The sequence below is a fragment of the Streptomyces zagrosensis genome, assembly GCF_014203645.1.
GTDB classification, from domain to species: domain Bacteria; phylum Actinomycetota; class Actinomycetes; order Streptomycetales; family Streptomycetaceae; genus Streptomyces; species Streptomyces zagrosensis.
Genome location: NZ_JACHJL010000006.1, coordinates 138,535 through 153,701 on the forward strand (window position 1 = coordinate 138,535; position 15,167 = coordinate 153,701).

Consider the following 15,167-nt stretch of genomic DNA (forward strand, 5'->3'; position numbering starts at 1 on the left):
GCCGATCCGGCGCTCAGTGCGCGCGGCCGGGCCGGTGACGATCCGCCGGCCCACCCCACGGTTGCTTCCCGGGCGGGCGCGCCCCTGCGGGTCTCGTCCGAAGTGCCCCGCAACGGCGGGGGAAAACCTCGCCCTAGCCGGGAGGAGAGGGGCGGAGTGGCTCCCGCACGGGCGTACCGCTGCCTCAAGTGCGCACCCGTAGTGCGGACTTGAGCGTACGAGGCGGAGTGTGCGGCGGGGCAGGCGCAGGTGGGGGCGTCGGGTGCCCCGGCGGTTAGTTCTGGTGACGCTCGGCGGAGGTGGTATCGGCGTCCGGTGTCGGCTCATAGCCCGGCGCGTCGCCCGGCGAGGTGCCGCTTGCGGCCTGCCACGCGCCCCCGGGCCGTGTACCGGCGCCGGCCGGCCGCGTCTCATCCAGCGGAGCGGTGGCCCGCGGGGCGGCGGCCACCGTGCCGGCGAGCAGTCGCAGCGCCGCCTCCGATGGGGTGCCCTGTTCCGCGCTGAGCGCCAGCAGGCCCTGCCCACCGGAGTCGGGCAGCCGCAGCATCTCGAACGACAGCTCCAGCGGCCCGACCAACGGGTGGTGGAAGGACTTCACTCCGCTGGTGCAGCCCCGTACCGGATGCCGGGACCACAGGGCGGCGAACTCCGCGCTTTTGATGGTGAGTTCACCGATCAGTTCGGCCAGTTGTCGGTCCTGCGGGTGTTCGCCCGCCGCGAGGCGCAGCGAGGACACGGCGCGGCGCGCCTCGCCCTCCCAGTCCGGGTACAGCTCGCGGGCGTGCGGATCGAGGAAGAGCAACCGCTGGGTGTTCGGCCGCTCGGCGGGGTGCTCCGGGCTGGCGGCGTCCACGTGCCCGGCCAGCAGGGCGTGCCCCAGTGGGTTCCAGGCCAGCACGTCGTAGCGAAGGTCGAGAACCAGCGCCGGCACCGCATCCATCGCCGCGATGAGCTGCCGGGCCCCGGGGCGGGCCGACGCGGCGCGCGGAGCGGGGCGCCGTGCCGCGCGCCCCGGGCGGGCCAGATTGCGTAGATGCTCGTGCTCGTCGGGGGTCAGCCGCAGGGCACGGGCGATCGCATCGAGGACCCCGTCCGACGCGTTGCCGCTCTGCCCCTGCTCAAGCCGCGTGTAGTACGCCACGCTCACACCGGCGAGCTGCGCCAGCTCCTCGCGCCGCAGCCCCGGCACCCGGCGCCGGCCGCCGTACGAGACGAGTCCGACGTCCTCGGGCTGAAGCCGGGCACGGCGGGTGCGCAGGAAGTTTCCCAACTCGGCTGGTGTGTCCATGCTCACCAGTCTCCGCTACGCCCGCGCCCACTGCCTGCCCCTGCCAGTGACAGGCACGTACGCCGATGTCAGCGGCAGGTATGTGCTCGCCCTGGTTGCCGCGTCGCGCTGGAGCAGGTGAGAGCCGCCGGATCAACGCGCCGTCGCGCCCTCACTCGTTCAGGGCATCGAACCGCCCAGATGAGAAGGTAACGGCCTGCATCAGGATGGAAACGCCGAAATTCCGTGGATGAGGGTGAAACGGGCGAGTGGCCGCCGCTACCGTCGCAGCGTGAAGGCCATTCGTCGATTCAGCGTGCGCCCTGTCCTCCCGGAAGCCCTACGACCGCTTAGTGAACTGGCGCGGAATCTGCGCTGGTCCTGGCATCCAGAGACCCGTGAGCTGTTCCAGGCCGTGGACCCGGAAGGCTGGCGGGCAGCGGGCTGCGACCCGGTGCGGCTCCTCGGTTCGGTCTCAGCGGATCGGCTGGCCGAGCTCGCCAATGACCGAAGATTCCTGCGTCGCCTCACCTCCGCCGCAGACGAGCTCCGCGACTACCTGACCGGGCCCCGCTGGTACCAGGAACAGCAACGGCAGCACCCCACCGGCACCGCCGCAACCCCGCCCGTCCCAGCCTCGCCCGTCCCAGCCCAGCATGACCCAGCCCTGTCCGGCCCAGCGCTGCCCGGCCCAGTCACGCCCGGCCCAGCGGCAGCCGCCGCGGTGGACGGTGCGCTGCCGCAGGCCATCGCGTACTTCTCGCCCGAGTTCGGCATCACCGCCGCCCTGCCCCAGTACTCCGGTGGCCTGGGCATCCTCGCCGGCGACCACCTCAAGTCCGCGAGCGACCTCGGCGTGCCGCTGATCGGCGTCGGACTCCTGTATCGGCACGGCTACTTCCGTCAGTCGCTCTCCCGCGAAGGCTGGCAGCAGGAGCACTATCCCGTCCTCGACCCGAACGAACTACCACTGACCTTGCTTCGTGAACCCGAAGGCCACCCCGTGCGCGTCGTTCTCGCCCTGCCGGGCGGGCGCTCGCTGTACGCGCACATCTGGCAGGCGAGCGTGGGCCGGGTGCCGCTGCTGCTGCTCGACTCCGATGTGGCGGAGAACGCGCCACGCGAGCGGGACATCACCGACCGCCTCTACGGCGGCGGCAGCGAACATCGGCTGCTCCAGGAGATGCTGCTCGGCATCGGCGGGGTCCGTGCCGTCCGCGCGTACTGCGCCCGCGCCGGGCACCCCGCGCCCGAGGTGTTCCACACCAACGAGGGGCACGCCGGGTTCCTCGGCCTGGAGCGTATCCGCGAGCACATCACGGCGGGCGCCGACTTCGATGCCGCCCTTGAGTCCGTGCGCGCCGGCACCGTCTTCACCACCCACACCCCCGTTCCCGCGGGCATCGACCGCTTCGACCGCGAGCTGATCGCCCGGCACCTCGGCGACGGCGGCGAACTGCCGGGCCTGCCCGTCGAACGCGTCCTCGCGCTCGGCATGGAGACCTACCCAGGCGGCGAGCCCGGCCTGTTCAACATGGCCGTGATGGGGCTGCGGCTCGCCCAGCGCGCCAACGGCGTCTCCACACTGCACGGGCAGGTCAGCCGCGAGATGTTCGCCGGCCTGTGGCCGGGCTTCGACGCCGCCGAGGTGCCCATCACCTCCATCACCAACGGTGTGCACGCCCCGACCTGGGTGGCCCCCGAGGTGTTGCGGCTCGGCACCCGGCAGATCGGTGCCGGCCGCGCCGAGGACGCCCTGATCGTCGGCGGCACGCAGCGCTGGGACGCGGTGGCGGGCGTCGCCGACGCGGACCTTTGGGAGCTGCGCAAGACGCTGCGCGAACGCCTGGTCACCGAGGTCCGCGAGCGGCTGGCCGCCTCCTGGCGGCAGCGCGGCGCCGGCAGCGCCGAACTCGGCTGGATCGATGGCGTGCTGGACCCCGACGTGCTCACCATCGGCTTTGCGCGCCGTGTCCCCGCGTACAAGCGGCTGACCCTGATGCTCCAGGACCGGGACCGGCTGCTGGAGCTGCTGCTGCACCCCGAGCGGCCGGTGCAGATCGTCGTGGCGGGCAAGGCGCACCCGGCCGACGATGGCGGCAAGCGCCTCGTGCAGGAGTTGGTGCGGTTCGCGGATGACCCGCGGGTCCGGCATCGGCTGGTGTTCTTGCCCGACTACGGCATGGCCATGGCCCAGCGGCTCTACCCCGGCTGCGACGTCTGGCTGAACAACCCCCTGCGCCCACTGGAGGCGTGCGGCACCTCTGGCATGAAGGCCGCACTCAACGGTTGTCTTAATCTGTCCGTACGCGACGGCTGGTGGGACGAGTGGTACGACCCCGACTTCGGCTGGGCCATCCCCACCGCGGACGCCCCGCCCGCGCTCGGCGGGCAGGCCACGCCCGGCGCCGACCAGCAGCGGCGGGACGAGTTGGAGGCCACTGCGCTCTATGACCTGTTGTCCGAGCGAGTCGCCCCGCACTTTTACGAGCGCGGCGCGAGCGGGTTGCCCGACCGCTGGATCGGCATGGTGCGCCGCACACTGACCGTGCTGGGGCCGAAGGTCTTGGCGGGGCGGATGGTGCGGGAGTACGTGGAGCGGCTGTACGCGCCTGCCGCGCACGCCCATCGGGCCACCAGTGGCACCGCCGCACGCGAGTTGGCCCTCTGGAAGGCCCGCGTCAGGGCGGCCTGGCCGGGGGTGGCCGTGGACCATGTGAAGGCTGAACTGGAGCCGTGCTCTCAGCCGTTGACACCGGGGGCCACCTCGCCCGGCGGGCCGGCCTGCCCACCGAACGTCGTGACCTCGGCGGAGGCCGAGGCGGAAGCGGACGGGGAGAGCGCCACGGTCGAGCTCGGGGCCGCGCTGACGCTGCGGGTGCGGGTCACGCTCGGCGGTCTTGAGCCTGGCGATGTCGAGGTGCAGGCCGTCGCCGGGCGGGTGGACGCGGCCGATCGGATCAGCGGTGCCCGCACGATGCCGCTCAAGCCGGTCGGCGGGCCGAGCCTGGAGGGGCACTGGCTGTACGAGGGGCCGCTCACCTTGGACCGTACCGGCTCGTACGGCTATACCGTCCGGGTGCTTCCCTGCCACCCCCTGCTCGCGAGCCCGGCCGAACTCGGCCTGCTGGCCGCCCCCACGGAGTCCACGGGCGAGGAGGCGGGCGTCCTGATGCGCTGACGCGTGCGAGCTGACGCGGCGAACGAGCTGGCGCGTGCGAACGAGCTGACGCGCGTGAGCTGGTGCGGCGAGGAAGTGCCGCGGGGCGGGCCCGGGGAATTCCCAGGCCCGCCCCGTTACGTTCGGCGGCGCCATCTGTTACGGCAGCCGGCCACTACGGCAGCCATCCGTGGCGGCAGCCATCTGTCACGACGGCCATCTGTCACGACGGCCATCCGTGGCGGCGGCCATCCGTCACGGCGTCGGCGCACGGCGCCGCGGGAACGTTACTTGACGTTGACTCCGGCCCAGGCCGCGTCCACGCCCTTGGCCTCGGCGCTGTCCGCGCCGTACAGGTCCGTCGCGGCCTTGAGGGTGGCCTCACGAGCGGCGGCGTAATCCGTGTTGGAGGTCATGTACGTGGTCAGGGCCTTGAACCAGATCTTCTCGACCTTCTCCCGGCCGATGCCCTCGACCTTGGAGCCGTCAGCGGTCGGGCTGTCGTACGTGACGCCGTTGATCTCCTTGCTGCCACTGCCCTCGGAGGCGAGGTAGAACCAGTGGTTGGCGATGCCCGACGAGTGGTGGACGTCCGCGTCGCCGGCGTTGTCATCCCAGTTGTCGAGCGACCGGCCGTCCTTGGAGGGCTTGTCCATGTAACGCAGCGGGGTGCCGTCACCGTTGATGTCGATCTCTTCGCCGATGAGGTAGTCACCCACGTCTTCGCTGTTCTTGGCGTTGAACTCGACGGCGGTGGCGAAGATGTCGGAGGTGGCCTCGTTGAGGCCGCCGGACTCGCCGCTGTAGGTGAGGTTGGCGGTGGCGGAGGTGACGCCGTGCGTCATCTCGTGGGCCGCGACGTCGATGGAGGTCAGCGGGTGGGTGTTGCCCTCACCGTCGCCGTAGGTCATGCAAAAGCAGCTGTCGTCCCAGAACGCGTTGGAGTAGTTCTGGCCGTAGTGCACCCGGGACGTGGCGCCCTGGCCGTCCCCCTTGATGCCGTCGCGACCGAGCACGGACTTGTAGTAGTCCCAGGTCAGCGCCGCACCGTAGTGCGCGTCCACGGCGGCGGTCTGCGGGTCGTCCGCCTGGCCGGTGCCCCACTTGTCGTCGTCGTCGGAGAACGCCTGGCCCTCGCCGCTCTCGCTGTTCTTCAGGTCAAGCGTCTGGTGTCCGCCGCGGTCGGCGTCGGTCAGCGCGTAGCCGCTGCCTTCCTTGCTGGTGCCCAGCTCCACCTCACCGCTGTACTGGCTGGCGCCGGTGCCGTTCTCGATGCCCTGGTACTCAAACAGCTTCTTACCGGTGGCGGCGTCGGTGATGCGGTGCAGCTCGTTGGGCGTGCCGTCCTTTTGGACGCCACCGATGATCGCCTCGTAGGCGAGAACCGGCGTGCCGGACGCGGCCCAGATGACCTTGCGCGGCGCCTTCTCGGCCTTGGCCAGCTTCGCGTCATCGGCCTGGGCGGCCTTGACCGCGGCCTTCTCTGCGGCTGACGGGGCGAGCTTCGCCTTGGTGGAGGCGACCTTGATGGTGGCCTTGGTCGCCTTGGTGACGCTCTTGACCTTGCCGCTCTTGGCCTCGTGCACGATCAGGTCGCCGCCGAGCACCGGCAGCCCGGCGTAGGTCCGCTCGTAGCGGGTGTGCGTGGTGCCGTCCGCGTCCTTGACGACGTCCTTGACGACCAACTTCTCCTGGGCTCCAAGGCCCAGCGTGCTGGCGGTCTTGACGGTGCTGGAGTTGGCGTCGCGCAGCAGCTCAGCGCGCTGCGAGGCGCTCAGCTTGACCGCGGTGGCCGACGAGGGGGCATCGGCCGCACCGGCGGAACCGGTGGTAAGCCCCGTTGCCAGCAGCGCCGCTGCGGCGGCGACCGCACCGGAGGCAGCCATCGTGCGGCGCGTACGAGTGGAACGGGGTATGCCGGAAGTGTTGCTCACGCGGACTCCTTCTTGCTGTGGGGGGTTGGACCGGGTGGCGGGGAAGAGCCGTCCGGTCACACAAGAGGTGCAGGTGCGATATGCGTGGGCAGACTGCCACACGAGACGCGGACATGTCACCGGTTGATCGTCGGGGACATCGATATTTTGTTCGTTGTTGGGGGAAAACTTTCCGGATAACGGACGAAGCGCACACATGCGAACGGGCGCGGCGCACACATGAAGAGGCGCCGCCTGGGGGAGTCAACTCTCCCCAGACGGCGCCTGCTGTGTGGCCCGCGTCACCCCAGGTCAGGGCGGCGGGGCGGGTGGGTCACCAACGGATCAAAACGTCAGCTTCCAACTGTTGATGTGGCCACGGTCGGTCGAGTAGATGTCCTGGACCTTGAGCTTCCAGGTGCCGCTGGCCGCCTCGCTGCTGGCGTTGACGGTGTACGTCTCCTGCACGTTGTCCGCGGAGTCGTACGCGCTGGAGTTCTTCAGCCGGTAGCTCGTGCCGTCCGGAGCAACCAGGTCGATCACCAGGTCACCGCGGTAAGTGTGCACGATGTCCACGCCAACCTTCAGCGTCGAGCTCGCGTTGCCGCTGCGGGTCACAGCGATCGGCGAGGTCACCGCCGCGCCGCCATCCGTGATCTGTACGTCCTCGGCGTTCTCGAAGACGTCCCCGCCGCCGTCCGTGGTGACGACCCACTTGAAGGAGGCGGTGCCCGTCTTGTTCGCCGCGTCCGTGACGGTGACCGTCACCTGGCTGGTGCCCGCGGTGGTGGGCGTGCCCGAGATCAGGCCGGTGGCCGAGTTGATCTCCAGACCGGCGGGCAGTCCGCTGGCCGCGTAGCGCAGCGCGCCGGCGTTGCCACTGGTCGCCTTGATCTGCAGGCTCGCGGCCTGGCCGACCTGGGTGCTCTGGTCGCCGGGCGCGGTGACCGTCACTCCGGTGGGTACGCGCGCGCCGACTGCGACACCGGCCCATGCGTTGGCGACGCCGTTGTACTCGGTGCTGCCCACGCCGAACAGCTCACCAGCCGCCCACAGCGTGGCGTCCCGGGCGCCCTTGTAGTCGGTGTTGGACTGCATGCGCTGGGACAGCGCCTTGAACCACACCTTCTCGGCGTTGACCCGGCCGATGGCGGTCACCGGCTGGTTGTCGGCGGTGGGGCTGTCGTGCGGGAGGCCGTTGATCACCTTGGCGCCGCTGCCCTCAGAGGCCAAGTAGAACCAGTGGTTGGCAACGCCCGACGAGTAGTGGACGTCGATGCCACCGATGCCCGAGTACCAGTTGTCCTTGGACTTGCCGTCCTTGGAGGGCTTGTCCATGTAGCGCAGCGGCGTGCCGTTGCCGTTGATGTCGATCTCTTCGCCGACCCAGTAGTCACCCTTGTCGTTGGGGTTGCTGGCGTCGAACTCGACGGCGGCGGCGAAGATGTCGGAGGTGGCCTCGTTGAGGCCGCCGGACTCGCCGCTGTAGACCAGCTTGGCGGTGTTGGCTGTGACGCCGTGCGTCATCTCGTGGGCCGCGACGTCGATGGAGGTCAGCGGGTGGGTGTTACCCGAGCCGTCGCCGTAGGTCATGCAGAAGCAGGAGTCGGTCCAAAAGGCGTTGACGTAATTGTTGCCGTAGTGGACGCGTGAGTACGCCCCGACGCCGTCGCCCCTGATGCCCGACCTGCCGTGCACATTCTTGTAATAGTCCCAGGTCAGGGCCGCACCGTAGTGCGCGTCAACGGCCGCGGTCTGGGTGTGGCTGCCGGTGCCGTCGCCCCAGGTGTCGTCGGCGTCGGTGAACAGCGTCCCCTGGCCGGAGGTGCCGCGGTTGAGGTTGTACGTCTTGTGGCTGCCGCGGTTCGTGTCGGTGAGGCTGTACGAGCCGGAGCTGCCCGCGGTGCCCAGCGGGACCTGGCCGCTGTACTGGCTGTTGCCGGTGCCGTTGTGGACGCCCTGGTACTCGAAGAGCTTCTTGCCGGTGGTGGCGTCCGTGATGACGTGCAGTTCGTTGGGCGTGCCGTCCTTTTGGAACCCGCCAACGATCGTCTCGTACGCCAGGACCGGCTTGCCTGCTGCGGCCCAGACCACCTTGCGGGGCGCCTTGGTGGCCTCCGCCTTCTTGGAGTCATCGGCCCGCGCGAGCCGCTCGGCCGCTTCCTCGGCGGCGGCTGGGCGCACGGCGGCGGTGGTGGAGGCCACCCGCACCTGCGCCTTGACGGCCTTGGTGACCGCCTCGACCTTCCCGGACTTCGCCTCGTCCACGACGAGATCGCCGCCGAGCACCGGCAGCCCGTCGTAGGTGCGCTCGTAACGGGTGTGCGTGGTGCCGTCCGCGTCCTTGGACACGTCCTTGACCACCAGTTTTTCCTTCGCGCCAAGCCGGAGCGTCTTGGCGGTCTGGACCTTGGTGGCGTCAGCCTCATGAAGCAAACCGGCTCGCTGTGCCGGGGAGAGCTTGACGGGCAGCGCGCCGGGGTTGGGCTTGGCGCTGGCTGACATGGGGGCCGAATTCTCGGCCTTGGTGCGCTCGTCGGTCTCTGCGGTGGCGTTCGCGGCCTGAATGCCGACAGCGAGCAGGGCGGCTATCGCGACGAACGAGCCAGTCGCGGCCGTCCGCCGATGGGGGGTGCGTCTCACGCGGTACTCCTTCTACTGCCGCCGCGTGGGCGGCGGCCCAAGGTGACCGGGCGGCTGGGTGGCCGTCCGGGCAGAGCGAAGCGGAGCTGTAACAAGGCGTGGGGGAGTGGGGCGCGAGGGGCGCATGTGCTGACACGACACAGACGACGGGTACGGGGAATCGGGTACGGAACAGGTACCCGAGTACGACGTGTGCCTGCGGGGACAGCGCGTGGCCCGACGTGCGGGACAACAACCGGGTGAGCGTCGCGCGGTCGAGGTGCTGTGGGGGAGCCGTGCGGCGGACGAGGGGAAGAGTGCCACCGCACTGACGTATATGTCAGGAGCGCGTCAGGAAGTTGTCCAAAAAACGTCCGTTGACGAAAGGATGAAGTCCGTATAGCGGATGAGCTGCGAAACCCGTCCGGCCTGTGGTGATGGACCGTGGCATGCCTGCGCGAGGCGTCTGTCCAAGGTGCCGTTACGAGGTGCCCGCCCGGGACTCTTCGCGAGCTGCGCTCAGGCCGCCTGGACCCGTATTCCCTCCGTGAGCCCTCCGTACGATCAAGGGATGACGAACCCCGCCACCCCACTCGACGAACCGCCCCACTCCCTCGCAGATCAGCGCGCCCTCATCGACGGCTATCTCGATTACTACCGCGACACCCTCATCCGCAAGCTGGAGGGCCTCAGCGAGCAGGAGTTGCGATCCAGCCAGCTGCCTTCCGGCTGGACGCCCCTTCAACTGGTCAAGCATCTGACGTATGTCGAGTTCCGCTGGCTGGTCTGGGGTTTTCAGGGCGAGCCGATGAGCGAGGAGCGGGCCTGGGGCGACCGTGGACCCGAGGACCGTTGGTACGTTGCCGATGACGAGCCCGTGGCCGCCGTGCTGGCCGAGCACCGTCAGCAGTGCATCCGTTCCCGCGAGATCGCCGCCAATATTCCGGCGGAGCGCCGCGCGAGCCTCGGTGGCCGGTTTTCGACGCAGGAACAGGCTCCGACACTCGGTTGGATTCTCTTCCACGTCTTCCAGGAGTACGCGCGGCACGTCGGGCACCTCGATGTGTCACGCGAATTGGCGGATGGTGCGGTAGGGGAGTAGCAAGGGCAGTCGTCTTTCTCCCCCGCGCCGACCGGATCGCAGCCGGCACAGCGCAACGGCGGGATGCGAACCGATTGCTCGGTTCGCATCCCGCCGCTTCTTCACATGGTGTCGATGGCCTGTCCCAGCCCGCGCGCTGGAGCCTTCGGCACGCCCCTCGGTGCTTGCGCAGGGCCGGATCAGAAGTTGTACGGCTTGGCGGTGTTCCAGTTCAAAACGTCGGCGGCGGACCAGGTGAACTTGGACGGCGTGCCCTTGGCGTTGAACGCGTCCAGTTCGCTGGCCGGGCCGGTGTCGCCGGTCTGGTCGCGCATGGCGACGGACAGGGACGTCGAGGTGTGGGTCTTGGCGCTGTCACGGAACAGGGCCACGGCGGAGTAGATCTTGCCGCCGGGCCGGATCGTGATCCGGGTCTTGCCGCCGGGGGCGTCGTGCTTCGAGTGAGGCAGGACGTTCGCGGTGTCCCCGAGCATGACCGACGGGTACGAGGTGACCCAGCACGGCTTGGAGTCGGCGTTCACCGCGGTGATCAGCAGGTGCTCGCCCTGCTGCTTCGCGAAGCGGTGCAGGACGGAGTACGACATCTCGTCGCCGTTGCACTGGCGCGGGTCGGCGGCCTTCTTCGCGGAGCCGGCCTTGGCGGTGGTCTTGGATGCCTTCGTGGCCTGCTTGCCGACCGTCCCCGTCACCTGCTGTGCGCCTGCGGAGTCGGCGTGCGCCGCGACAGTGGCCGATGCGCCGATGCTGCCCGTGTGCGTCTGCACACCGCCGGCGGTGGCGTTGCCCGCACCGATGAAGCCGGTCAGGCCCAGGGCCAGAGCGGTGGTGGCGCCGGCGGCGGTGGCGATGCGGAAGCGAGAAGTACGCATGGTGGGGGTCCCCCTGTGTAGTAGTGAGGCTGGGCGGTGGTGTTTCCCGCCGTGAGCACTACTTTGGCCGGGCCCGCTGCCGCTTCGCTTACGTGCCGCTACTGTCTCGCTGACGCCCTAAAATCCGCAGCGCACCCCCACCTTGTGGCCCGCTAACGTCCCAGCCGGCGCCCGCGCCCTGCGTACATCTGAGTCGGCTTACGCCCAGGTCAGCTCGCGCCCGGTGTGGCTTGGGCCGGTCGGCTCACGCCTCCGCCACCAGTCGTGCCATCGCCGCGTCATACCGTGCCTGGAGCCCCGCGTCCGCCGACACCCGCAGCAGTGCGCTCAGCGCTCGGACCGCGCCGTCGTCATAGCCGCACGCCTCTGCCTCGCGCGCCGCGTCGTCGAGCCACCGGATGCCCTCATCCTCGTCCCCCGCCCCGACCAACGCCTCGCCGACCGCCGTCAGCAACAGCACCCGAGAAGCCGTCGAGGCGTGCGAGGCGTCCGAGGCGTCCGCAGGGGAGCCTTCAAGGGCCAGCGCGGACAGTGCGGTATCCAGGGCCTGCTGCCAGTGCTTGGCTTCGAGTTGGTGCCGGGCCAGGTGGTAGCGGGCCAGCCGTTCGGTGTGCCGGTCGCCGGCATCGTGAGCCAGCCGGGCCGCCCGTACGCACCCCTCGACCGCTTCCTCAACGCTGCCGAGCGCCGCGAGCGCGAGCGACAGGTTGACCAGCGCGGTCGCCTCCCCGCGCCGGTCACCGACCCGATGGGCGAGCGCGGGGGCGGCCTCCAGATACACCACCGCCTCACGGGGGCGGCCCTCTTCGGTCAGTACCCACCCCAGCAGGGCCAAGACCCGCGACTCGGCCCGCACGTCGGCATCGGCCCGCGCGGCCTCAAGCGCCATGTGCAACGGGGGAGCCCACCCGTCCCGTACCCGCCACACCATCTGCGGCCACAGCGCCAACACGATCCGCCAGGCCCTGCCGTACAGCCCGGCGGCATGCGCCGCACCCGCAGCCCGAACAAGGTCATCGCGTTCGACCGCATACCAGGCCATCGCCTGTTCACGGCCTGCGAACTCCCTGACCGCACAGGGCGGATGGAAGTCAGCGGGCAGCGCGAAGCACGGCTCCTCGCCGGGCTCGGCCGCATCGGCCGCGGCCAGGGCAGTGGCCACGCTGTGGTCGAGCACCCGCACGAGGGCGCCGGGCTCGGCGTCCAGGCCGCGCGCGTACAGCCGTACGAGATCGTGCAGCGTCCAGCGATCGCGCGCGGTGCGGATCGCCAGGTGGGCCGCGGTGAGCCGATCCAGGGCCGCCTCGGCCGCGACCGGGTCCGTGCCGGCCAGGGCCGCCGCCGCGAACCGATCGACATGCGTGCCGGGGTGCCGGCCGAGGTGCGCGAAATGGTGCGCGACGTCTTCGGGTAGCCGCCGCACGGTGAGTCGCAGCGCCGCCCGTACGCCGGTGTCCTCCACATCGAGGAGGTGCAAACGGCGCGACTCGTCGGACAGTTCGGCGCTCATCGCGCTCAGGGACCAGTCCGGCTGATCCGCCAATCTGGCGGCGGCCACCCGCAGCGCGAGGGGGAGCCCGCCGCACAACTCGGCCAGCCGCCGGGCGGCCACCGCCTCCGCCGCCACCCGCTCCTTGCCGAGCACCGCGGCAAGGAGCGCCGTACTGTCCTGCGGTTCGAGCACGTCCACCGGGACGGGGCGAGCGGCATCGGAGGCGATCAGGCCACGCAGCCGACATCGGCTGGTGACCACGGTGACGCAGCGGACACCGCCCGGCAGCACCTCTCTGACCTGCGCGGAGCCCCGCGCATTGTCGAGTACGACCAACAGTTGCCGGTCGGCGGCAAGGGAGCGGAACAACGCCGACGCACCACTGGCCGACTCCGGTATCTGGCGCGGCGCGACCCCCAGCGCCAACAGGAACTCCCGCAACACCTCCAGGTGCGTCGGCTCTCCCGTATCGCTAAAGCCCCGCAGATCGGCGTAGAGCAGGCCGCCGGGGAATCCGGCCCGGTTGCGGTGTGCCCAGTGCACCACCAGCGTCGTCTTGCCCACGCCGGCGGGCCCGGTGACCAGACAGATGGGCGCCGCCCCTGTGGCGGCCCGGGACAGTGCGGTGAGCTCGGCGGCGCGCCCGTGGAAGCCGCGCGGCATGCGCGGCAGCAGATCCACCGTGCCGGTGAGCGACAGCCCCGCCGCGCCCGTGGCAGACAGCGGACCAGCCGCACCGGTGAGGGAGGCGGCCGGAGCTCCGTGCGGCGTGTCCGGCGTGGGCGGCGCGGGCGGGGCGGCCGGGGCACGGTAGCGAGCGGCGGTAGGGGCGCCGGGTCGAGCCCCGGAAGGTGCCCCAGGCCGAGTCCCGGCAGGTGGCTGCGACCGAGCCCCCGCCGGGGCTTCTTGCGCGTCGTCGCCCTCCCCGTGCAGCGCCGCCGCGTAGGCGTCCGCCAGCTCCGGGCCCGGATCGACCCCCAGTTCGTCGGCGAGCAGCCGTCGAGTGCGGTGAAAGCATTCGAGTGCGTCCGAGCGCCGCCCCGAACGTTGAAGCGCCGTCATGAGCGCGGCGGACAGCGATTCGCGCAGCGGATGGACATCGGCCTCCGCGCGCAGCACGGTCGCGGCCCGGGCATGCTCGCCAAGCCGCGCGTAGGCCGCGGCCAACATCTCCACGCAGGCCAGCCGAAGCTCCTCCAACGCGTGTGCGGCGGCCTGGAGCGGCGGACTCGCAAACGCGCCGGCCAGCGCGGGCCCCTGCCACAGCGACAGTGCCTCCTCGCACAATGCCACGGCGTCGGCCGGCACCTGCTGACTGCGGGCCAGCGTCACCAATTCCTCGAAGCGATGGGCATCCAGCAAGGTTTCCGGCATACGCAGGGCGTACGCCGCGCCCTGGGTGGCCAGCTCAACACCGAACGCCTCGGCATCCGCGCTGGCAAGCAGCGCGCGCAGCCGCGACACATGGCCCTGAATGACGGTACGGGCCCGCAGCGGCGGTTCGTCTTCCCACAGCGCGGCCATCAGCTGCTCCACCGATACGGGCCGATTGGGCCGCAACAGCAACGCGGCGAGCAGGCTGCGCCTCTTAGCGGGGCCGACGGGAAGTTCACCGGCCTCGGTGGCCACGGAAACCGCTCCGAGCAGCCGGAACTCCACTGACGCAACCTCCTGGGAAGAAGAGTCAGATTACCGGAGGTGTGGGGGCCCGTGTCCGCTGTCCGCGGCCTCCTCGCCGGCCCCGTCGCCGGCCCTGCGCGGTCGCGCTAGCGGCCTCACCAGCGGCCCGGCTCTGCCGCCGGGCCGGGGAGACGTCGGTGTGCGGGCCCATGGGAGACGCCACACCACCCCCGATATCGTCGGCCCGGTGAACCCGACCAGCGTGCGTCGCCGCAGCGTTGTACTCGCTGCCCTAGCCACCACGGCGACCGTTGCCGCGTGCGGCAACCAGCACCCCCAGCGTCGTACCACGACACATCACCAATCGGCAGGGCAGACAGGGCAGACAGGGCAAACAGAGCAGGCGGGACAGGCGGGACAGACGGAACCGGCAGAACCGGCAGGGAGGCACGGCGTGAATTCGCGGGCAGGGGTCACACATCAGTGGGGACGCATTACCTCTTGGCTCAGCAGCCACGCCCCGGCCACCCACGCCCGCCTGCGCCCGCCGGTGCCGCCGCAGGCACTGGCGTGGTACGAGCAGCGCATCGGCACGCCGGTACACGAGGAATTGAGAGCGCTGTGGGCGCTGAACGAAGGCGCCTACGTGTTCGCCTTCCCCGACTTCCTCAACGGCCACGCGCCACTGAGCATCGACGGATCATTCCTTTGCCATTCGTTGGCGCATGTGGAGGAGGGGGGATGGCAGCGATCATGGGTGCCGTTCGCGTGCAACGACCCCACCGACCCGTACTCCGGCATGTTCCACGACGCCAAGACCGGCTTCGTCGGGCACTGGGCCGAGGCGGAGATGCCGGCGATATCACCCGGCATCACCTTGGCCGACTACCTGAAAAAGGAGGCGGACGCCTTGTACGAGGCGGCCGACCAGCCGCACGGCGGGGACGTGCCCGGCACCTGGAACGGCTTCCTCGTCTGGGACGATCCCGACCGCCGACTCCACGACGAACTGGCTGGATGGCGCCCGATCCACCGCGGAAACCAGGGGGCCACGCGATGACGGATGAGCAGGCGATACGGCAGGCATGGCAACGCATCCAGCAAGCGATCGCCCGGAACCCG

9 protein-coding genes are annotated in these 15,167 nt (G+C 70.5%); 4 read left to right on the forward strand and 5 right to left on the reverse strand.

What is annotated here, in order from left to right; all coding sequences use genetic code 11:
- Window positions 1-274: 274 nt before the first annotated feature.
- The gene (locus FHS42_RS13840; protein ID WP_184572499.1) at window positions 275-1,288 is read right to left on the reverse strand and encodes a helix-turn-helix domain-containing protein; all 1,014 of its coding nucleotides are present in this window, start codon (window positions 1,286-1,288) and stop codon (window positions 275-277) included.
- Here FHS42_RS13840 and FHS42_RS38200 point away from each other — a divergent pair.
- Together FHS42_RS38200 and glgP are read left to right on the forward strand one after the other, a co-directional pair.
- Window positions 1,287-1,409, forward strand: coding sequence for a hypothetical protein (locus FHS42_RS38200; protein ID WP_281392744.1), 123 nt, complete (start codon window positions 1,287-1,289; stop codon window positions 1,407-1,409). The genes FHS42_RS13840 and FHS42_RS38200 overlap by 2 nt on opposite strands.
- A gap of 150 nt (window positions 1,410-1,559) precedes the next feature.
- Window positions 1,560-4,448: an alpha-glucan family phosphorylase gene (gene glgP, locus FHS42_RS13845; protein WP_184572500.1), complete on the forward strand. Its 2,889-nt coding sequence runs from the start codon at window positions 1,560-1,562 to the stop codon at window positions 4,446-4,448.
- Between the two features lie 266 nt (window positions 4,449-4,714).
- On the opposite strand, the gene FHS42_RS13850 is transcribed toward glgP, so the two are convergent.
- Both FHS42_RS13850 and FHS42_RS13855 read right to left on the reverse strand, forming a co-directional pair.
- Complete coding sequence (locus tag FHS42_RS13850) at window positions 4,715-6,313, reverse strand: M4 family metallopeptidase (protein ID WP_184572675.1); 1,599 nt, start codon at window positions 6,311-6,313, stop codon at window positions 4,715-4,717.
- A gap of 372 nt (window positions 6,314-6,685) precedes the next feature.
- Window positions 6,686-8,983 (reverse strand): M4 family metallopeptidase, encoded by a 2,298-nt coding sequence (locus FHS42_RS13855; RefSeq protein WP_184572501.1) that lies wholly within the window; start codon window positions 8,981-8,983, stop codon window positions 6,686-6,688.
- Between the two features lie 550 nt (window positions 8,984-9,533).
- On the opposite strand from FHS42_RS13855, the gene FHS42_RS13860 reads away from it, so the two are divergent.
- Window positions 9,534-10,064 (forward strand): DinB family protein, encoded by a 531-nt coding sequence (locus FHS42_RS13860; protein ID WP_184572502.1) that lies wholly within the window; start codon window positions 9,534-9,536, stop codon window positions 10,062-10,064.
- Window positions 10,065-10,243: 179 nt separating this feature from the next.
- On the opposite strand, the gene FHS42_RS13865 is transcribed toward FHS42_RS13860, so the two are convergent.
- Both FHS42_RS13865 and FHS42_RS13870 read right to left on the reverse strand, forming a co-directional pair.
- Entirely contained in the window at window positions 10,244-10,933 is a 690-nt protein-coding gene (locus FHS42_RS13865) for a DUF4232 domain-containing protein (protein ID WP_184572503.1), read from the reverse strand.
- 244 nt (window positions 10,934-11,177) lie between these two features.
- The gene (locus FHS42_RS13870; protein WP_184572504.1) at window positions 11,178-14,084 is read right to left on the reverse strand and encodes an AfsR/SARP family transcriptional regulator; all 2,907 of its coding nucleotides are present in this window, start codon (window positions 14,082-14,084) and stop codon (window positions 11,178-11,180) included.
- Between the two features lie 415 nt (window positions 14,085-14,499).
- On the opposite strand from FHS42_RS13870, the gene FHS42_RS13875 reads away from it, so the two are divergent.
- Window positions 14,500-15,105: an SMI1/KNR4 family protein gene (locus tag FHS42_RS13875; protein WP_184572505.1), complete on the forward strand. Its 606-nt coding sequence runs from the start codon at window positions 14,500-14,502 to the stop codon at window positions 15,103-15,105.
- The last annotated feature ends 62 nt before the right edge of the window (window positions 15,106-15,167 follow it).

Coding starts and splice junctions, on each gene's coding strand:
- FHS42_RS13840 (WP_184572499.1), bottom strand. CDS start 1,288: ATGGACACACCAGCCGAGTTGGGAAACTTCCTGCGCACCCGCCGTGCC.
- FHS42_RS13850 (WP_184572675.1), bottom strand. CDS start 6,313: ATGGCTGCCTCCGGTGCGGTCGCCGCCGCAGCGGCGCTGCTGGCAACG.
- FHS42_RS13860 (WP_184572502.1), top strand. CDS start 9,534: ATGACGAACCCCGCCACCCCACTCGACGAACCGCCCCACTCCCTCGCA.
- FHS42_RS13865 (WP_184572503.1), bottom strand. CDS start 10,933: ATGCGTACTTCTCGCTTCCGCATCGCCACCGCCGCCGGCGCCACCACC.
- FHS42_RS38200 (WP_281392744.1), top strand. CDS start 1,287: ATGCTCACCAGTCTCCGCTACGCCCGCGCCCACTGCCTGCCCCTGCCA.